The organism is Streptomyces sp. NPDC055140 (genome assembly GCF_053607285.1).
Genome location: NZ_JBSGTG010000006.1, coordinates 195,700 through 213,713, shown reverse-complemented (window position 1 = coordinate 213,713; position 18,014 = coordinate 195,700). Strand labels below are relative to the sequence as shown.

General features: G+C 68.8%; 18 protein-coding genes and 2 pseudogenes. 13 read left to right on the top strand and 7 right to left on the bottom strand.

Annotation, left to right across the window (positions count from 1 at the left end; genetic code table 11):
• Positions 1-150 precede the first annotated feature (150 nt).
• The 4 genes and pseudogenes from ACWFR4_RS14775 to ACWFR4_RS14760 all read left to right on the top strand — a co-directional run bounded on the left by ACWFR4_RS14775 (position 151) and on the right by ACWFR4_RS14760 (position 3,058).
• Positions 151-1,242 carry a PP2C family protein-serine/threonine phosphatase gene (locus tag ACWFR4_RS14775; RefSeq protein WP_453456267.1) on the top strand — a complete coding sequence of 364 codons (1,092 nt, stop codon included), beginning with the start codon at positions 151-153 and terminating at the stop codon, positions 1,240-1,242.
• 69 nt (positions 1,243-1,311) lie between these two features.
• A complete protein-coding gene (locus ACWFR4_RS14770; RefSeq protein ID WP_453456265.1) occupies positions 1,312-1,755 on the top strand; it encodes a YkvA family protein in 444 nt (147 codons plus the stop codon).
• Positions 1,643-1,981: pseudogene (locus ACWFR4_RS14765) on the top strand (hypothetical protein); the annotation flags it as partial. The gene ACWFR4_RS14770 and the pseudogene ACWFR4_RS14765, both read left to right, overlap by 113 nt.
• 324 nt (positions 1,982-2,305) lie before the next feature.
• The gene (locus ACWFR4_RS14760; protein ID WP_453456262.1) at positions 2,306-3,058 is read left to right on the top strand and encodes a helix-turn-helix transcriptional regulator; all 753 of its coding nucleotides are present in this window, start codon (positions 2,306-2,308) and stop codon (positions 3,056-3,058) included.
• Here ACWFR4_RS14760 and ACWFR4_RS14755 read toward each other — a convergent pair.
• Positions 3,052-3,354: a hypothetical protein gene (locus ACWFR4_RS14755; RefSeq protein WP_453456259.1), complete on the bottom strand. Its 303-nt coding sequence runs from the start codon at positions 3,352-3,354 to the stop codon at positions 3,052-3,054. The two genes, ACWFR4_RS14760 and ACWFR4_RS14755, sit on opposite strands and share 7 nt — an antisense overlap.
• On the opposite strand from ACWFR4_RS14755, the gene ACWFR4_RS14750 reads away from it, so the two are divergent.
• The gene (locus ACWFR4_RS14750) at positions 3,320-3,805 is read left to right on the top strand and encodes a DoxX family protein (protein ID WP_453456257.1); all 486 of its coding nucleotides are present in this window, start codon (positions 3,320-3,322) and stop codon (positions 3,803-3,805) included. The genes ACWFR4_RS14755 and ACWFR4_RS14750 overlap by 35 nt on opposite strands.
• Positions 3,806-4,128: 323 nt before the next feature.
• Positions 4,129-5,964 (top strand): glycoside hydrolase family 15 protein, encoded by a 1,836-nt coding sequence (locus ACWFR4_RS14745; protein WP_453456254.1) that lies wholly within the window; start codon positions 4,129-4,131, stop codon positions 5,962-5,964.
• Positions 5,965-6,006: 42 nt separating this feature from the next.
• Here ACWFR4_RS14745 and ACWFR4_RS14740 read toward each other — a convergent pair.
• From ACWFR4_RS14740 to ACWFR4_RS14730, 3 genes and pseudogenes are all read right to left on the bottom strand, one after another.
• Positions 6,007-6,167: pseudogene (locus ACWFR4_RS14740) on the bottom strand (IS5/IS1182 family transposase); the annotation flags it as partial.
• Positions 6,168-6,194: 27 nt separating this feature from the next.
• Complete coding sequence (locus tag ACWFR4_RS14735) at positions 6,195-6,575, bottom strand: hypothetical protein (RefSeq protein WP_453456251.1); 381 nt, start codon at positions 6,573-6,575, stop codon at positions 6,195-6,197.
• A gap of 205 nt (positions 6,576-6,780) precedes the next feature.
• The gene (locus ACWFR4_RS14730; RefSeq protein ID WP_453456248.1) at positions 6,781-7,185 is read right to left on the bottom strand and encodes an ATP-binding protein; all 405 of its coding nucleotides are present in this window, start codon (positions 7,183-7,185) and stop codon (positions 6,781-6,783) included.
• Positions 7,186-7,554: 369 nt separating this feature from the next.
• On the opposite strand from ACWFR4_RS14730, the gene ACWFR4_RS14725 reads away from it, so the two are divergent.
• The 5 genes from ACWFR4_RS14725 to ACWFR4_RS14705 all read left to right on the top strand — a co-directional run bounded on the left by ACWFR4_RS14725 (position 7,555) and on the right by ACWFR4_RS14705 (position 10,576).
• A complete protein-coding gene (locus ACWFR4_RS14725; RefSeq protein ID WP_453456245.1) occupies positions 7,555-8,421 on the top strand; it encodes a helix-turn-helix domain-containing protein in 867 nt (288 codons plus the stop codon).
• 29 nt (positions 8,422-8,450) lie between these two features.
• A complete protein-coding gene (locus ACWFR4_RS14720; protein WP_453456285.1) occupies positions 8,451-8,669 on the top strand; it encodes a DUF397 domain-containing protein in 219 nt (72 codons plus the stop codon).
• Positions 8,670-8,754: 85 nt separating this feature from the next.
• Positions 8,755-9,570: an SAM-dependent methyltransferase gene (locus tag ACWFR4_RS14715; RefSeq protein WP_453456242.1), complete on the top strand. Its 816-nt coding sequence runs from the start codon at positions 8,755-8,757 to the stop codon at positions 9,568-9,570.
• Between the two features lie 137 nt (positions 9,571-9,707).
• Positions 9,708-9,914, top strand: coding sequence for an Imm32 family immunity protein (locus ACWFR4_RS14710; protein WP_453456239.1), 207 nt, complete (start codon positions 9,708-9,710; stop codon positions 9,912-9,914).
• A gap of 440 nt (positions 9,915-10,354) precedes the next feature.
• Entirely contained in the window at positions 10,355-10,576 is a 222-nt protein-coding gene (locus ACWFR4_RS14705; protein ID WP_453456236.1) for a hypothetical protein, read from the top strand.
• Between the two features lie 167 nt (positions 10,577-10,743).
• Here ACWFR4_RS14705 and ACWFR4_RS14700 read toward each other — a convergent pair whose 3' ends face one another.
• Together ACWFR4_RS14700 and ACWFR4_RS14695 are read right to left on the bottom strand one after the other, a co-directional pair.
• A complete protein-coding gene (locus ACWFR4_RS14700) occupies positions 10,744-11,058 on the bottom strand; it encodes a hypothetical protein (protein WP_453456233.1) in 315 nt (104 codons plus the stop codon).
• Positions 11,059-11,273: 215 nt separating this feature from the next.
• Positions 11,274-15,146 carry a S8 family peptidase gene (locus ACWFR4_RS14695; protein ID WP_453652712.1) on the bottom strand — a complete coding sequence of 1,291 codons (3,873 nt, stop codon included), beginning with the start codon at positions 15,144-15,146 and terminating at the stop codon, positions 11,274-11,276.
• 228 nt (positions 15,147-15,374) lie between these two features.
• Here ACWFR4_RS14695 and ACWFR4_RS14690 point away from each other — a divergent pair, with 228 nt between their 5' ends.
• A complete protein-coding gene (locus tag ACWFR4_RS14690) occupies positions 15,375-16,409 on the top strand; it encodes a helix-turn-helix domain-containing protein (RefSeq protein WP_453456230.1) in 1,035 nt (344 codons plus the stop codon).
• A gap of 57 nt (positions 16,410-16,466) precedes the next feature.
• Positions 16,467-16,700 carry an alkyl sulfatase C-terminal domain-containing protein gene (locus ACWFR4_RS14685; protein ID WP_453456279.1) on the top strand — a complete coding sequence of 78 codons (234 nt, stop codon included), beginning with the start codon at positions 16,467-16,469 and terminating at the stop codon, positions 16,698-16,700.
• A 574-nt stretch (positions 16,701-17,274) separates the two neighbouring features.
• Here the strand turns inward: ACWFR4_RS14685 and ACWFR4_RS14680 are convergent.
• Entirely contained in the window at positions 17,275-17,877 is a 603-nt protein-coding gene (locus ACWFR4_RS14680; protein ID WP_453456227.1) for a TetR/AcrR family transcriptional regulator, read from the bottom strand.
• Between the last annotated feature and the right edge of the window lie 137 nt (positions 17,878-18,014).

Genomic DNA, 18,014 nt, shown 5'->3' with positions numbered 1-18,014 from the left:
CCCGTGGTGGCGCGTTTGGCGTTTATCACCCCCCCCCGCGGGCCCCCCGCCACCTGGACGGCCGCCCCGTACCCCGGCGTTCTCGTCGCATGAGCTCTCCGCCGCGTCCGCCGGGATGCGGCGCACGCCCGCTGCCGCCAGCGTGGGGGAGTGGTGCAGCAGAACAAGGCCCAGTGGATTCCCGCCGGCGTGATCGTGCTGGCCGTAGTGATCGACCTCGTGACCCCGACCGAGGTGACATCGGCCCCGCTCATCATGGCGGCGCCCGTCGCCGCCGCCCCGCTCCTGACGCTGCCCGGCATCATCTGGGTGGGCCTCGCGTCGATGGCCGTCCATGCGGGACTGGCCTGGGTGGACGGCACCTTCGGCTGGCACCGCGGTCTGGCCAACCAGTTCACCCTGTTGGCCGTGACCCTGCTGGCCATCTTCATCAACCGCATGCTGAAGCGCCAGGACGTCCGGACCCGGCGTGCTCAGCACGTCGCGGCCGTCGCCCAGCGCGCCGTGCTGCCCAGACCGCCGGCGCGCCTGGGCGACCTGCACATTGCCGCCCGGTACGTGCCCGCCGAGCACGAGGCCATGATCGGCGGCGATCTGTACGTCGTACAGGACACCCCGTACGGCACACGCGTCCTCGTCGGTGACGTACGGGGCAAGGGCCTGGGCGCCGTGAGCGCGGTCTGCGCAGATCTCGGCGCGTTCAGATACGCCGCGGACGAGGCCGAGGACCTCCCACAGCTTGTGCGCTCGCTGGAGCAGGCACTGCTGCGTGAGGGCGGGCGGCGCGGCGGCCTCGAACAGGAGGAGGGATTCACCACCGCCCTGATCGCGGAGTTCCCCGCGGACCTCAGCGCCGTACACATCGTCAACCGCGGCCATCCGCCGCCCCTGCTCCTCGACGCACAGGGCTCGGCCACCGTTCTCGAACCGTCTCAGGATGTGCCTCCGCTGGGGATGGGGGTGCTTGGCAGCTGGTCCGCACCGGTCGACACGTTCCTGTTCCCGCCCGGGGCGACACTCCTGTGCTACACGGACGGCATCACCGAGTCCCGGGACGCCGAAGGCACCTTCTACGACGCTGCGGCGCGCCTGCCCGTTCTGCTCCGGCACCGCACCCGGTCCGGCGAGCACCCCACACCAGCGCAGGTCCTCGACATGCTGATCCGTGACGTACGGCGCCACACGGGCGGCCGGCCCCAGGACGACCAGGCGCTCCTCGCGCTGCGCCGCTCAGCGCTCTGACCGCATCCCCGCATCCGGGAGAGGGCTTTCGGCCCTGGCTCCCCCCGCTCAGCGGGTACACCATGAGGCATGGACACCAAAGCCTGGCTCATCCTCGCCGCAGCCGTCGTGCTGCTCACCATGGGCATCGCCGCAGTTCTCCTGGTGCGGGTGATCCGGGCGAGGAGGCTGCTCCTCGACGCGGGAATCCCACTCCGCAACAAGGCGCTGGTCTGGGCGGCCGTGATCTACACGGTGTCACCGGTCGACCTGCTGCCGGACCCGGTCTACCTCGACGACATCGGATTCCTGCTGCTGGCCCTGCGCTCAGTGCACGTCGCGGCGCGAAACGCATATCCGCTGGTGGCAGATCAACCTGTGGTGCGACACCTGGCAGGCCGCCGAGCAGATGGCCACCAACCACCTGGGGCCGCTGCTGGTCGCGGCCGAGGAGAGCGGGGACTTCGCCGCCTGGTGGTTCATCCGAAAGGGCGCATCTTGGCGGCTGCGCGTCCTGCCCGCCGACAGCCGTGAGGCGACTGCTGCCCTCGGACGGCTGACCAGCACGCTCACCGAAGGGGCCGCGATCCGGAACGCCGAAGGCGTCATCTACGATTCCGGATCTACGAGTCCGGATCTACGAGTCCGGGACCCGCCGTCTCCGGTGGACCGGAAGCCATGCGGGCCGCCCACGACCTGTTCCACGCCGAAGCCGCCACATCCTGGCCCACCTCGCCCACGAGAGCGACGATCGCCGTGAGCTCGGCGTCCGGCCGGCCACCCGGATGATGCTCGCCGCCGGACAGGACCTCTACGAACAGGGCGACGTCTGGGCCCGGATCGCCGAGCACCGCGGCGACGGCGCGAGCGAGCCGTCCCCGGCCCCCCACGCCGCGGGCACATGCTCATCACCGCCCGGCATCGAGGTCCGTCACGACGAACCCGCCGAGTCATTCGGCAATCATCGCGACGTCCCAGTTTCACCAATAAGCCTTGGTCTTATTGAGGGGGGTCGTCAAGATACACAGGAAATCAGAGCAGAAGGAACACTTGGACCTACCCAGATGGGGGTTACCATGGTCTTGTGGCTTCTGATCAGACAGCGTCGGCCGACGCGGCCGGCAGCGCCATCGACTCCGTCAGCGTCCTGAGCGAGGACTCACGACGGCGCATGTTCACCTTCATCCGCCGTGCCGGCCATGCCGTCACCCGCGACGAAGCCGCCGCGAGCGTCGGCATCTCCCGCAAGCTCGCCGCCTTCCATCTCGACAAGCTCGTCGACGTCGGCCTGCTGCGCGCCCGCTACGAAACGCCCGGCGGGATCCGCAAGGTCGGCAGGCGGCCAAAGGTGTACGAGCCCACCGACGCGCAGATCACCGTGAGCATCCCCGACCGGCGCCACGAACTCCTGGCGGACCTTCTCCTGGACGCCGTTCTGACCGAGGAAGCCGGCGAGAACGCCACGCAGGCGGCCATGCGGACGGCGGAGCAGCGCGGCCGGCAGCTGGGAGCAGCCGCACGGGAGGAGACCCGGCCAGGGCGCCTGGGCCCCGAGCGTGGACTGACCGTCTGCGAGGGGCTGCTGGAGGAGTACGGCTACGAACCCGTCCGGGAAGCCCCCACCCGGCTCCGGCTGCGCAACTGTCCGTTCCAACCGCTGGCCGCGAAGGCCCCCGACCTGGTGTGCGGCATGAACCAAGCCTTCCTCAGCGGCTACCTCACCGGCCTTGAGGTCAACGGAGTCAAGGCCGTCCTGACCCCCGAGCCCGGTGAATGCTGCGTACGGCTGGGCCCGAACGACACCGATCGTGATGAGCAGATGCCCCAGGATCACTGACACGGCACCGGCCGCCCGCTCCCGCGGGCCACCGACCCGATGCACAACTCTGCCCGCAGCGAAAGGATCGAATGGGGCAGGGAATCGCCCGCGATCCAATGCAGGGCACACCCAGCATCGGTGCTCGACGTGTCGTCGAGCTGGGGGAAACGCCCGTTCTGGCGTTCCAATCGGAGCATCGCCATGTTGCCCAAACACGTTCTGAAATCTTCTGACTCTTCCACGGCACCAGCGGCGCAGTCCACTTCCACCGCCGCGCCCATGACGACCGCCGCCGACTTCGGTTTGCTGCTCATCAGGCTGACCTTCGGCCTGCTGATGGCCGGACACGGGGCTCAGAAAGTCTTCGGACTCTTCGGAGGCCAGGGCCTGACGGAGACGGGCAAGGGATTCGAGGCCCTGGGCTACCACCCGGGAAAGCTCTTTGCCGTGATCGGGGGCATGTCCGAGCTGCTCGGCGGCCTCGGTCTGGCCCTCGGGCTGCTGACACCGCTGGCGGCCGCAGCCCTGATCGGCGTCATGATCAACGCCATGGTCACGGTCACCGGCGCCCACGGCCTGTGGGAGACGAACGGTGGCGTGGAATACAGCGTCTGCATCGCCATCGTCGCGCTGGCCGTCGCCGCCATCGGGCCGGGCAGGCTGGCCGCCGACCGCCCCTTCCGCTGGGGCAAGGGCGGCTGGAAAGAGGCCGCTTTCGCCCTCGGCCTGGGCGGCATCGCCGCCGCGATCACGCTCAGTCTGTAGAACCAAGGCGGCCCCCTGCGAAGCCTCGCCCGCACAACGGCGTGCCGGCAGGGCCTTGATGACCGCTGGGCAGCGGGGTGTATGCCCGGCGATCGCGAAGGGGAGTAGCCCCGCAACACCGGTCGTCGACATACCGGAGCCCGACCGCACGGCGAAAGCAGTCGGATTCACCCCGAAAAGTACCGACGGGCTGCCTGAAGCGAGGAGGCCGTCGAGTCCCGTCCGCACGGCTCCGCCAGCCCCCCCGCCTCGAGTAGCGGTCTAGCATGAAAAGCAAGGCTTCATCTCCAGGCCCGGGCCGCATCAGCAGCAGGGAGGCCGGTATGGCGTTCGACGCGACTGGTTTCGAGCAGGCGGACGGCAGCCGTTACATCCCGATCTCCCAGCACGGCCTGATCGGCGATCTTCGTACGACCGCCCTGGTCGGCACCAACGGCACCATCGACTGGTACTGCTGCCCGCGCTTCGACGCACCCAGCGTCTTCGGGTCCATCCTCGACGCCGACCGGGGCGGATCGTTCGAGTTGGCCGCCGAGGTCCCGACCCGCACCAGACAGTTCTACTTCCCCGACACGAACGTGCTGATCACGCGGTTCTTCGCCGCGGACGGGGTGGCGGAGATCCAGGACTTCATGCCCGTGGTCGACGAGTCGCGCGAGGCGGCCCGGCACCGGCTGATCCGGCGGGTGATCTGCGTCCGCGGAACCCTCCCGTTCAGGGCGCGGATCGCCCCCCGCTTCGGCTACGGCACTGAAGCGCACACCACCCACCTCGAAGGCCACACGGCGGTGTTCCGCTCCCCGTCACTGACGCTCGCGCTGACCGCCACCGCGCCCCTGGAAAGCGACGGCCTGGACGTGTGGTCGCACTTCAAACTCCTTGAAGGCGAGTCCAACGTGTTCGCCCTCGACCACATCGGCGACGACGTCCCGGCCCGGTCGTGCCCGCGCGTCGAGGCGCAAGAGCAGGCCGAGGCAACCGTCCGGTTCTGGCGCCGCTGGCTGGCCGGCTCGCGCTACCACGGGCGGTGGCGGGAGACGGTGAACCGCTCCGCGCTGCTGCTGAAGCTGCTCACCTACGCCCCGACCGGCGCGATCGTCGCCGCACCGACCACCAGCCTGCCCGAGCAGATCGGCGGCGAGCGCAACTGGGACTACCGCTACGTCTGGGTCCGCGACGCCGCCTTCTGCGTCTACGCGATGCTGCGCCTGGGGTTCACCTCGGAGGCCGAGGCGTTCATGGGGTTCATCTCCGAGCGGGGCATCCTGCGAGGCACGGGGGAGAGCGGTCCGTTGCAGATCATGTACGGCATCGACGGGCGCACCGAGCTGCCCGAATACGAGCTTCCGCACCTGGAGGGACACCTCGGCTCCGCACCGGTCCGGGTGGGCAACGCCGCAACCGGCCAGCTCCAGCTGGACATCTACGGTGCGCTGATCGACTCGATCTACCTCTACGACAAGTGGGGGCAGCCGATCAGCAGCGACCACTGGGACGAAGTCGGTGCCGTGGTGGACTGGCTGTGCGAGCACTGGGACCAGCCCGACGAGGGGGTGTGGGAGACCAGGGCGGGCCGGCGGGACTTCGTTTACTCGCGACTGATGTGCTGGGTGGCGCTGGAGCGCGCGATACGCATGGCGAACCGCCGCGGCCTGCCGGCCGACCTGCCCCGCTGGAGGCAGTCCCGGGACGCGATCTACCGGCAAATCATGCGGCGCGGCTGGTCGGCCGAGCGAGGGGCGTTCGTCCAGGGGCTGGACGGCCATGTGCTGGACGCCTCGCTGCTGATGATGCCGATGGCCAAGTTCATCTCGCCCACCGACCCCAAGTGGCTCTCCACCCTGGACGCCCTCACCACAGACCTGGTCTCCGACTCGCTGGTATACCGCTACGACCCGACCACCAGCCCGGACGGCCTGCACGGCCCCGAGGGCACCTTCTCGATCTGCTCCTTCTGGTACGTGGAGGCACTGGCCCGCGCAGGCCGGCTGGAGGAGGCCAGGCTCGCCTTCGAGAAGATGCTCACCTACGCCAACCACCTCGGTCTGTTCGCAGAGGAGATCGGCCCGACCGGAGAACAGCAAGGCAACTTCCCCCAGGCCTTCACTCACCTCTCGCTGATCAGCGCCGCCTTCAACCTCGACCGTGCGCTGGGCTGACGCGGCATCACCGCGGACGGCGTCCGAAGTGTTCGACCTCGTGTCGCCACACACGTGGTCCGGTCTCGTGCGCGGCGGCCACCAGCTGGACGAGGAACACGGATGCGATTCAAGACCATGATCAGCTGTGGGGCGTCACCCCACTGTCCTGGGGTCATCAGAACCGCCAGTGGACGGCGACTGCCGTTACTGGCCAGGTGAATCAAAGATCTGGACATCGCCGAGCGGGATCACAGGGCCTCGTCGCTCCTCGAAGACAAGGGCGCCCAGGTGTACTGGACGCGCACGCCGTGGTCGTGGAGCCAGGCGGTCTCGCGGTGCCGGAGTTCGTGCGCGGACTCCGGGGCGATGGCGCTGGGCCAGCGGACGAGTACCGCGGTGACGTGGCCTGTCTGTGCCAGCTGTCTCACACGCCGCCACCCTTTGCGCTGGGTCGGGTCGGGCTCACCGTAGGTGTCGGTGACGACCTCGGCGATCGTCAGTCCGCGCTCCTGGGCGAACGCGTGGCCTTCTGTCTGCGCGCACTGCGTGGCTGCCCCGCGCGTGCCCGGAGCTCGGTCGGCGCATACGTACAGCACGACGGGAGGAGCGGTTTCGCTGTGGGGGGTCATGGGCGCCTTCTGTAGGTGGATCGAGGAGAAGGGGTTCCTCGCCGTGTGAAGGGGACGTAGCGGGGCCGTGCGGTGCCGACTGCGGTCTCTGCCGTTGGACGGGGGAACTGGTCTGACGCACAGCAGGCCGGGCCTGGCCGCGCTGCATCCGCGCTGTCGCTGCCGGGGCGGGCGCCACATTCGGTGCCGGCCGGCGCCCATGGAGTCAGGGCTGAGCCGTCAACTCTGCCCAGACGACCTTGCCTTCGGCCCGCGTCGAGCGTGCGGAGCCCCAGCGGTCCGCGAGTTGCTGGACGAGGAACAGGCCTCGTCCACTCTCCTCGCCGGGGCCGGCGAGGTGCTCGGGCGGGCGGACCGGGGTGCGGCCCTCGTCGTGGAGTTCGATACGCAGGCGCCGCTCGTCGCCGGTCAGCGTGAGGCCACACAGGACATGACCGCTGTCGGTGTGGAGTACAGCGTTCGTGGTCAGCTCGGAGACCAGCAGCACCGCGTCGCAGCATGTGTCGCCGGGCACCTTCCAGGCGCGGAGCCGGTCGCGCACGGTGTCGCGGGCGGATCTCGCGCTGGTGCGCAGGGCGGGCAGGCCGAACCAGTACTCCCGACGAGGCACGGTCGTGGCTAAGGCGGGGGTCAAAGCCGGGGCCGAGGGTGTGGGCAGAGTCACGGATGTCGCCTTCCAGTGCCTTCCGGGGGGCAGGCGCGGTGTGGGGATGCGGGCTGCAGCTCGAGCGGTGAGAGGCGTGTGCCGAGGCAGGCGCCCTGCGGTGGGGTGCCGACGACGGCATCAGCATCACGCGTCCCCTCCGGGCCGGATGCTGCGTCAGAGCTGTGACTTGACCGCTCACATATCAACTATGCGCGTGATCGCGCTCACGCTGCAACCGGCTCCCTGATAATTTCAGCAATCGGGTATCACTCTGGTGTCGTCATCAAGTCACTGTCAGAATGGCGTTGTTGATGATCCCTCAGGAGGTTGGGCGTGAGTGAGGCCCGTTCCAGCACCAGCGCGCCGACAGTCCTGCGCATGATCCTCGGCCGCCGGCTGCAGGACATGCGGCTCGGCGTCGGTGCCTCGCTGGAGGACGCGGCAAAAGCACTGCGCGTGAAGACCCTGACGATCCGTCGGCTGGAAAAGGCCGAGGTCGCGCTGAAGCCTCTCTACGTGGAGAAGCTCCTGGAGACCTACGGCGCGGACCGCCAGGAGATCGAGGAGTTCGTCGACCTGGCCGAGCAGGCCAACGAGCCCGGCTGGTGGCACTCCTACCGCGACGTCGTCCCCAGCTGGTTCACCGCCTACGTCAGCCTGGAGACCGGCGCCAAGACCCTGCGCACCTACGAACCCCAGTACGTCACCGGCCTTCTGCAGACTCCCGACTACGCGCGCGCCGTGCTGCGCGGCGGGTTGCCGAACGGCAGCGAGGAGGAGCTCGCACGCCGCGTGGAACTGCGGCTGCACCGCCAGAGCCTGCTGGAGCGGGAGGACGCCCCCACGTTGTGGGTGGTCATGGAGGAAGCCGTCCTGCACCGCGCAGTGGGCAGCCCTGACGTGATGCGGGAGCAGATCGAGCGGCTCCTGGACGTGTCCGAGCTCGCGCACATCAGCGTCGACATCGTGCCCTTCACCGCGGGCGCGCACGTCGGGGCGTGTGCCCCGTTCACGTACTTCCGGTTCGAGGAACCCGAGCTGCCCGACATCGTCTACAGCGAACTCCTGTCCGCCTCCGTCTACTTGGACCAGCGCGCGGACGTCGTCGCCCATCTCGAGGCACATTCCCGTATGGCGCTGCTGACGTCGTCCGAGGACAGCAGGGCGCTCTTGAACCACATGCGCAAGGAGTACTCGTGACGATCACCGACGAGGGCGTATACAACGGCATGCCGGCCCGCAATCTCGGGGAACAGGGCTGGGAGCGTCCCTGGAGCGGGCCGAACGGCGGCCAGTGCGTCGAGACGAAACAACTCGCCGACGGCCGCGTGGCCGTACGGCAGTCGACCGACCCGGCCGGGCCGGCGCTGATCTACACGCCGGAGGAGATCGCCGCGTTCGTCCGCGGGGTCAAAGAGGGCCTGGCCGATCACTTGGCCGCCGGGTGAACCGGCGGCGGGCAGTAGGAGGGACGACGACACCGGTCCCGTCCTTGGCCTGCGGGCCGACAACCACCACCCTGAAGGGGAGAGCATGACCACCAGGCAGGCCGGCCGGGATCTCGACACGAGCAAGGCGCACTCGGCCCGGATGTACGACTACTTCCTCGGCGGCAAGGACCATTTCGAGATCGACAAGGAGGCGGCCCTGGTCGCCGCCCAGGCCCACCCCGGCATTTACGTGACGGCCCGCGAGAACCGGGCGTTCATGCACCGGGCCACCCGTGTGCTGGCGCAGGAGCACGGCATCCGCCAGTGGCTGGACATCGGCACGGGCATCCCGACCGAGCCCAACCTGCACCAGGTCGCCCAGTCCGTCGCGCTCGATGCCCGCGTCGTGTACGCCGACAACGACCCGCTCGTCCTCAAGTACGCCGAACGCCTCATGCGCAGCACGACGCAGGGACGCACGGCCTACATCGAGGCCGACGCCACCGACCCCGATGCGCTGATGAGCGCCGTGGAAGCCTCGGAGGTCCTGGACTTCGACCAGCCCATCGCCCTCACCCTCAACGCGCTCATGCACTTCATCACCGACCCGCACGACCCGTACGCCATCATCCGCCGGCTGCTCGACCCGCTCCCGGCGGGCAGCGCCCTCGCCATGAACCACTGCACGCCCGACTTCGACCCCGTCACCTGGAACAAGGTCGCGGAGGTCTACACCAAGTCCGGGTCTCCGGTGCAGTTCCGTTCGCACGACGACGTCCGCCGTTTCTTCGACGGGCTCGACCTGATCGAACCCGGCATCATCTGCTGCCACCGCTGGCGGCCCGCCGGACCCGCCGACGGGACGGAGCCCACGGACGCCCAGATCAGCCTGCTGGCGGGCGTAGGCATCAAACGCTGACCGGGGCCAGGCCGACAGCCCGATCGGCTGGGCACCTGCGTCCGCAACGCAGTTGACCAGGGAGAGCTGTGGGCCACTCGCCCCAGAGCAGCTCCAGCCCAATGCCGCTCCGTCGGCCTCCGCTGTAGCGTGCCGCCATGGATGAACCTCGGATCAAGGTGTACGGCTCAGGCACCGAGATCACCATTGCGGCCAATGCGGCGGGGCTGCGGGACCTCGCTGAGCGACTGCTAGGTCTCGCTGATCCTGAGCTCCGGGACGGGTATCACGAGCATCTTGACGGCGGCATCAACCTTGAGGACGGCTCGATCAGCTTGATCCTGGAGCGTGACGACAAGTGGTAGTTCTGGTGCGGCATCGACGGGAGGTCTACGTGGCCGAAGCCGGGCAGAAGCGGCTGCCATGGGCGGATCGCCGTACCGACGCCGTCACGGATGCGGGAGCGTGAGCGGACCGTCGCCGAGAGACGGGCTGAGAGGATCGGCTGCCGCCGAGATGCGGCTGAGTCCGTCGTGGGCGCTCCGCCAGGGCCATGACGGGCGGGGACTCACGGGGCATCGGGGCGCTTGGCGGGCGCGCAACCGGGCTGCGGCCAGGGCCAGGGACATGCAGGTCACGCCAGTGATCGCCCCACGTCGCTCCTAGAGCGGGTGTCGCAGGTTCGACGCTGCGTGTTCTGCACGACGCGCGTGTACACGTCCGTGGTGATGCTGATCCGGGAGTGCCCGAGGGTCCATCGCGACCCGGGGCACGAGCTACCATCTCGCCGACACCAGGGGAGGGGATGTTCGTCGTGGCCATGGGATTCGCAGGGATGCCGGGCAGAGAGTGGATGATCCGGGATGCGAAGGGGCGGAAGTATCACTACGACTCGGAGGAAGAGGCGTTCGCGGAACTCGCCGAGTACGGGGAGGGTGCCACTGTGTGGGCCCGTGACGTCTACCGGGTGCTGTTCATAACCCGGTCTGTTGACGGCTGGAAGCAAGTTCCCAGCTCACACGGCTAGCGTGCCCCACCCGTGCCCGATAGACCGGGAACTCACGGGGAATCGCGGTCATGGCAACACGCGTGACGAAGGCCCACGACCGATGCTGCTGGTCAGGGGCCTTCAACTTGCGTGGTGAGTATGGGATTTGAACCCACGGTGATTCGCGCAGATCGATCGGTCAGGGTTTATGGTTTGCCGCCATCCTTGTGGTTACCGCGGGCGAGTTGACCCACCATCATGAGGATGACGCCGGCCAGGAGAATCATGCTGCCGATCAGCGTTCCCAACGGCCGAGCCGCGGAATCGCTGATCACCGACCCGAAGACCGGCTGCCAGCACAGCGCGAAGGCCACCACCAGCTGACCCCAGCCGTAGATCCGCGGGGCGCGAACATGGCGCCGGTTCATGGGGAGCACCCAGCCCCGGGTAACCGCCGCAACGCCGGAGGTGGCGACGAGTAGAGCCAACAGGGCAAGAGGTATGACGAGGTACAGCTTCACGGATCCTCCCCGGCGCGCCGGGCCTGCGCCCGACGACAGGGTGAGCATGGCACCCACTGCATCGCGCGTCCACAGCTCCACAGGCCCCGTGTTCGCCCGGACGAGTCCTGGGCGGAGTGCTGTCGGGGGCGCCGCGAGGCCACGCTGCGGAACAGGGGCCCCGCCCCAGCGCGAGCTTGTGTCGGGGCCCCTGTCCGAGGGTTTCGGTGTGTGCGTTACTTCAGTGCGTAGGCGCGGTGGATGGTCTGGACGGTGCGGTTGCCTTCGGCGTCCCACACCTGGGTCCGTAGGGTCACGTATGCGTTGGTGTCCGACAGCTTCGGGTGATGTACCGATGCCTGGAAGGAGTTGTTGTCCTTGCGCGTGATCTTGGCGTTCTCCCAGGTGGCGCCGTCGTCGTACGAGACGGAGACCTTGGCGCCCGCCATCGCGGTGGACCCGTTCCAGCCCTTGGGCCTGCCCGCGTTCACGGTGAAGGTGTACGGGCGGTGTGCCGGTGCCTGGTTGAGGATGTCCAGGGGGATGTCATAGCCGAGCATGACGGCCGGCAGGGACTCACAGAACGTGGGCTTGGGCGTGTACTTCTCGCAGTCCTTGACGGCCATGGTGGTCGGCGCCGCCGAGGTGAAGTTCCACTCTGTGCGGACCTTGCCGCCCAGTGTGACGCCCGGGTAGTCCTTGTCCCGGGTGACCTCCTGGACGAACCGGTACTGGGCCTTCTGCGGAACCATCAGGGGGGTCGTGCCCGTGATCTGCTCGCCGTTGCGGTAGAACGTCCAGGTGCTGGTGAGGGTGGGCGGTGTGGCGACCAGGGAGTGGGTCGGGTCGCTGTCGCCGGCCATGGTCCCCGTGGCCCGGGTCCAGACGTCGCTGCGGCAGAAGGCGCAGATCGACGGGTCTTCCATCGGCGGGTGCATCGGCGCGGCAAGCCAGTTCTCCCGGTAGGTCTTGCCGGCAGTCGTGTACGTGGTGCGGGGGCCCGCCATGTACGCCTGGTACGCGGTGCTGGGGTACACCACCCGCTGGTACACAAGGTTGGAGCCCGCCAGCTGGTAGTCGTCCCTGGTGGCGCCCATGTTGAGGGGCTGGGCGGCACGGAATGAGGTCGGCTGGCCCGGGGCCCAGCTGTGCAGGGTTTCGGCGCCCTGGTGACGTACGCCGTCGGCGTGGTAGGCGCTGCGGACCTTGACGAAGTCGGCGGCGTCCACGGTTTTGGTCAGGTCGGCTGGGATGCCGCTCGTACCGAACGGCATGTGGTAGGCGTAGCCGGACTCGAGAACACCCTTGAGGGCGATGGAGACGTTGCCCTTGCCGAGCAGGCTGCGCAGCTTCTCGCCGTTGTCGTGGCTCGCGATGGCGACCGGGATGGTCTGGTCGGCGGCGAGCGACCCGTTGAACAACGGAGCCTGCGCCGCCGACGCCGCGATCACCGCGGTGGCTCCGGCCGCCGCGGCGCGGCGTACCTGGTCGTCCATCTTGCGCGGGTCGGCCACGGTGATGAGCGCGGCCCGGCCCTTGAGATCGGCAGCGGCGATGTCCTCAGCGGTTCCGCTGCCCGCGTCGGCCAGCCGCAGGTCCTTCGTGCCCTCGAAGCGCTGGGCGAACCCGGGTGTCACCACGGGGACGGAGATGCGCTCGGGGCTGGTGACGCTGAGCTGCGTGATCGGCTCGCGCTGGGTGAGGGCGTTGAACAGATGCAGGTCACCGGTGGTGGGCTGCTCGGTGGGCACGGCGCCGATCTTCGAGTCGGAACCGTTGATGAGACCGGCTTCGCCGAGGGTGTTGTTGTGACCGCCGGCTCCGTCGCTGCGGCTGACGAGCGTCATCCACGAAGCGTTCTCCAGCGGGCGCGTCTCACCGGTGATCTTCGCGGTGAAGTCGGTCGCCTTGGTGCCGTCGACACTGCGGGTCACGTCCTGGTCCGTGACGTTGATGTTGGGGATGGAGAAGCCGTCGATCGCGTAGGTGCGGGTCGGGTCGCCGGGGGCTTCCGTGTAGGTGATGCCCTCGACGGAGTACGCGCCGACGGGCAACGTGACGGTCATGGAGCCCTGATCAGCCAGGGAGATGTTCCTGAAAGTGGAGTTGTTCATGCCGTGGAGGGCCAGCTGGACCCGTCCGGGGGTCTTGCCGAACCGGTCGGTGAACTTGACCGTGACATCGTGCTGCTCGACGGCCATCACGAAGCCGACCGGAGTGTGCACCGACTCGCCGTCGGTGCCGGTCGCGGTGATGTAGCCGCTGAACTGGCCGGCCTTCAGCCCGTTCGGGTCGAGGGTGACGGTCACCTCGCTGCTGCCGCCGGCCTGGACGGTGACCTTGCCGCCGGTTACGTCGGGGCCCGACACGGTCAGGGCGCCGTCGGGCAGCGCGGTCCCGCTGCTGTCCTTGACCTGGGCGGCGAGGTCCAGCGTGGCCGCGGACGAGGTGGAGTTGTGGAGGGTGACGGTGCGGGTCTCCTTCTCGTACGTTCCTTTCTGCCACTCGACCAGACCGAAGTCGCCTGTACCCGACAGGTCCAACGCGGGGTCCAGGGCGGCGGGAATGTCCACGCGGCCGTAACCCTGCTGGTAGGGGGTGTAATTGTCCGACCTCTTGGAGTGGGCGGTGAGCTCCTCCTTGATGCGCTCCCCGGACCAGTCAAGGTGACGCTGGGCCAGGATCGCCGCGGCACCCGCGACGTGCGGGGTCGCCATGGACGTACCGCTGGCCGACGTGTAGTTGGCGTCGACCGGGGTGCCCATGGTCGTACCTGCGGCACGGGCGGCGACGATGTTCACACCGGGGGCGGTGATCTCCGGCTTGATCTTCATGTCGCCGAGGCGCGGGCCGCGGGAGGAGAAATTGGCCAGGGCGTCGGACTTGTCGACGGCGCCGACGGTGAGCGCGGCGTCGGCGATGCCCGGGGTGCCGAGTGTCGACTCGCCGTTCTTGCCGTCGTTGCCTGCCGCGATGACGAACAGGGTGCCGGAGGAGGCGCTGAGCGAGTCCACGGCGCTGGTGAGCACGTCCCCACCCGGGGTGGTGGCCCGGGCTCCGAGGCTCATGCTGACGACGTCGGCGTCCTGGGCGACCGCCCAGTCCATGCCCTCCAGGATCCCCGACAGCGGGCCACTGCCCGCGTTGGAGAGCACCTTGCCGATGAGGAGGTCGGCGCCGGGAGCGACGCCTTTGTACTTGCCGCCGGAGTTGGCGCCACTGCCCGCGATGGTGGAGGCGACGTGCGTGCCGTGGCCATGGGCGTCCTGGACCGCCTCGCCGGTGACGAAGCTCTGGGTGGCGGTGATACGGGACTTGATGTCGGCGTTGTTCAGGTCGGCGCCGGTGTCCAGGATCGCGACCTTCGTACCCTTGCCGTCGTAGCCCTTCGCCCACGCCTCGGGGGCGCCGATCTGGGGCACGCTCTGGTCCAGGGTGGCCTTGGCCCGGCCGTCGTACCAGAGTTTGGTCACTCCGGCGGTGCCGGGGACCATGGCGTCCGATCCGCTCCTGGCTTTGCCGGCTGTCGGCTTGGCGGAGCGCCAGAAACGCTTGGCCGTTCTCTTGTCGACGTGCACTGCCGCCAGGCCGAGGCCCGGCATGGTGTGTTCGTCCTCGGTGCCGGGCAGAGCCTCGGCCTGCTGCCGCAGACCCGCGGCGGACTCCTTGCCGCGGAAGTCGACGATGGCCGGCACGGCATCGGTCTTCGCGTCGCCGTAGCCGTCCTTCAACGCCTGGGTGACGTTGAAGAGTTCGCGGTCCACGATCTGGGCGGACACGGCGTTCAGCGCGTCCTCGGGGATGACGTAAAGGTCCCCGTCCTGCCCGCTGGAGATCTGGAAATGCTTCGACGCGTCCGTCGTGCTGACGATGTCCACGGCCTGCTTGCCGTCGGCTCCGGTCGTCACGGCGACCTTGTCACCGGTGATCAGGGTCAGCATCGAGGGCGCCGGCTTCGGCGGGGGCCGGAGTCCCGAGCCCGCGGCGGACGGACGCGACGTGGGCGGCGCCGCACTGGCCGCACCGGGAAGACCGGTCAAGGACAGCACTACGGCGACGGCCGCCCCGGTGGCGGCGGTTCGCCGTATTCGTTCGGACGAGATGCGCATAGATTCCTTCTCACGGACGGGGGCGGGGACGCACCCGGAGCGCCACACGTGCCACAGCGTCAGGCGGTGATGCAGCGCGGTGCTCCAGGGTGTGTGCTCGATGGAAGTGAAGCTGACGGGCTCGCACTTACGGAACATGTGAGAGCGGCGGGTGGTCGCCAATGGCGAGTCTTTGCCACTCACTCGCCCCTGTTGTGGGAAGCCGCACGGCAGGTCAGGATGACCGCCATGCTTCAGGTGCTGGGAATCGACAGCGAATCAGAGTCCGTCTACGCCGCGCTGCTCACCAAGCGGCCGGCCAGCCTCGACGACCTGGCGGGCACCACCGGGCTCCCGCCGGCCCGAGTGCGTATGGCGCTGCGCCGGCTCCAGTCGTCCGGGCTCGCCGGCCGCCGGCCCGGACGCCCGGTCACGTACATCGCCATCGACCCCGAAGTCGCCCTGGACGGCCTGCTGCTCCGCCGCCAGGAGGAGCTGCACAAGGCACGGGTTCGCGCCGGAGAGTTCAGCGAGCGGTTCCGGCGGGCCGCCGCGACCCGCGATCCGGCCGAGGTCATCGAGATCGTCACCGGGGCCGAGTCGGTGCTACAACGCAGCGAACAGCTGATGCGCAACGTACGGCACCAGTTGCGGGTCTTCGACAAACCGCCCTACCTCGACGGCCGGAATCCGAACCAGGCCGAACTCGACCTGCTCAGCCGCGGTGTCATCATCCGGGCCGTGTACGACGCGGCCGGCATCGATGTCCCGGGGCGCCAGGAGCTGGTGCGCATGTGGACGAAAGCGGGGGAGCAGGCCCGGGTGCTGGCTGATGTGCCTACCAAGATGGCGCTCGTCGACGACAGGCTGGCCGTGCTGCCGCTGCGGGCCGGGTCGGGCCCGGACCCGAGCCCTTCCTTCGTGATCCTGCACCGCTCGGCGGTCCTCGACGCGCTGTCCGCGCTGTTCGAGGCCCTGTGGGTGGTCGCCCAGCCGCTCCACCCACAGGGCTCCGATGACGACTCCCAGGCCCTCTCCGAGGAGGACCAGCTCCTGATCAGTCTGCTGACGGCGGGGTTGCCGGACGACGCCATAGCCCGCCAGGCCGACCTCAGTTATCGCACGCTCCAGCGCCGCATGCACGCCCTGATGGAACGGGCCGGGGCGAGCACCCGGTTCCAACTCGGCATCCACGCCGCGGCGAACGGATGGGTGACCGGAGTGAAGCTCGGACGCGAACCGCACCCCGGACGTGATCGGCTGGTTCGGCCCGGGCGGACATGAACTTGCCCGGATGGCAGGCCGACTTGAGCAGCGTCGGCGGTTGCCGCGCAGAGGTCGCTGACCAGTGACGGTGGCCATCACGCCGAAAGAGTCCAAGACGCCTCGCCCGAAACCCAGCTCACGGTCACCGGCCCCAAGACCGCCCTCGTCGGCATCCTCCTCAAGTCGGCGAGCGCACCCCAGCTCGCCCAGGCCGGGAAGATCACTCTCGACGGCGACGAGACGGCCCTGCAGCCCCTCGTCGGACTCCTCGACGACTTCGTCCCCGACTTCAACATGATCACCCCGTAGCGCCCGTACCCGGCAAGCGGCCACTGCCGGCCTGCTCTCCTGAGCCGCCATGCCAGGAGGGCAGACCGCAGATGCAGGTAGGTGGCCAGGACGGCGATGTTCTCCTTTCCTTGGTCAGGTCGAGTTGTTCGAGCAGGTGCAGGGGGCGTGCCGCAGTCCGCTCGGCCGATTAGATCCAGGAGGGGGGGAGGGCCTCGACATCGCTTGCGCCACGGGTCAGCAGGGTGCGGTAGATGCGCTCCTGGGCGATGTCGGGGCCTATCGCCTGCAGCATGCGGCACGTCTCTCTCTGAGGCTTGGGAGCCGGCCCCGGTGGCGGGGTTTGGCCATGGCGGAAAGCCGTCCGGCCACACACCCGTGTTCGAGCGAACATTCTGCGAAGGTGAGCCCTGCCGGGTCTCCGGCGGGCCAGTTGTCCTACTGGTCCACGCCATCGGGGCCGTGTCGCCGGTCGGCGAGTGATACGACTCCGATGGCGGATCGGCACGCCGCCAACTCCCCATCCCTTGAAGGTGAGCGCGTCCCAGCGCTCCGGCCTGCGGTGATGACTTTCCGAGCGGCACGGGATGGTCGCTCACAGGTCCGCGCAGCCCGTCACCGTCCGCGCGTACCCGAGGATCAGTCTGCGCGCCTCGTCCGGTGTCAGCTGCGTGTTGCGGCTGACGATGTGCAGGCCGTACCCGTCCTCCAGCGCCACCAGATTGCGGGCCAGGTCGGCGGGCGTCTCGGTGGCCGCGAACGCGCCCGCCGCAGCACCGACTTCGAGCACCGTCGTGTAGAGCGCGATCTCACGTGCGAACAGCGACGCCATCAGCGCGGCGTGCCCGGCGCTGCGGTCCGCGCGCCGGTGCAGCTCGTACAGCAGGCTGTGCTGCGGGTCGTCCGCCCCGGTGGGCAATCCGCCGCCGATCAGTCCGCGCAGCCGCTCGACGGGGTCGGCGACTTTGTCCGTACCGTCGTGGCGGGCGGCCAGGTAGCGCTCGACGGCGCCCCGGTGCACCTCCAGGACCAGCTCGTCCATCTCCGGGTAGTAGTACAGGACCGAGCCTGCCGACATCCCCGCCTCGGCCGCGATGTCCTTGATCCTCAGGCCCTCGAGCCCTCGTTCCGTGATCGCGCGCCCCGCAGCGTCGACAAGGGCTTTGCGGCGTGCCGTCTGGTTCTTCGGTCTCCCCATGAAGCCAATTCTCTGCCAGTGGATTCAAGTAATGCAAGTTTCCGAGCCCTAGCCATTGACGGCCTCGCGGGCGATTGTTTGAATCTGCACTCAAAGAACGATGGAGGTGGCCAGATGGCCAGCAAGAGTGCAGAATC

What these genes read in the sequence shown, in the direction of transcription:
- ACWFR4_RS14690 (WP_453456230.1), top strand. Translation starts at nt 15,375, where the DNA reads ATGCTTCAGGTGCTGGGAATCGACAGCGAATCAGAGTCCGTCTACGCC.
- ACWFR4_RS14745 (WP_453456254.1), top strand. Translation starts at nt 4,129, where the DNA reads ATGGCGTTCGACGCGACTGGTTTCGAGCAGGCGGACGGCAGCCGTTAC.
- ACWFR4_RS14755 (WP_453456259.1), bottom strand. Translation starts at nt 3,354, where the DNA reads ATGAGCAGCAAACCGAAGTCGGCGGCGGTCGTCATGGGCGCGGCGGTG.
- ACWFR4_RS14750 (WP_453456257.1), top strand. Translation starts at nt 3,320, where the DNA reads ATGACGACCGCCGCCGACTTCGGTTTGCTGCTCATCAGGCTGACCTTC.
- ACWFR4_RS14735 (WP_453456251.1), bottom strand. Translation starts at nt 6,575, where the DNA reads ATGACCCCCCACAGCGAAACCGCTCCTCCCGTCGTGCTGTACGTATGC.
- ACWFR4_RS14705 (WP_453456236.1), top strand. Translation starts at nt 10,355, where the DNA reads ATGTTCGTCGTGGCCATGGGATTCGCAGGGATGCCGGGCAGAGAGTGG.
- ACWFR4_RS14770 (WP_453456265.1), top strand. Translation starts at nt 1,312, where the DNA reads ATGGACACCAAAGCCTGGCTCATCCTCGCCGCAGCCGTCGTGCTGCTC.
- ACWFR4_RS14695 (WP_453652712.1), bottom strand. Translation starts at nt 15,146, where the DNA reads ATGCGCATCTCGTCCGAACGAATACGGCGAACCGCCGCCACCGGGGCG.
- ACWFR4_RS14680 (WP_453456227.1), bottom strand. Translation starts at nt 17,877, where the DNA reads ATGGGGAGACCGAAGAACCAGACGGCACGCCGCAAAGCCCTTGTCGAC.
- ACWFR4_RS14710 (WP_453456239.1), top strand. Translation starts at nt 9,708, where the DNA reads ATGGATGAACCTCGGATCAAGGTGTACGGCTCAGGCACCGAGATCACC.
- ACWFR4_RS14715 (WP_453456242.1), top strand. Translation starts at nt 8,755, where the DNA reads ATGACCACCAGGCAGGCCGGCCGGGATCTCGACACGAGCAAGGCGCAC.
- ACWFR4_RS14720 (WP_453456285.1), top strand. Translation starts at nt 8,451, where the DNA reads ATGCCGGCCCGCAATCTCGGGGAACAGGGCTGGGAGCGTCCCTGGAGC.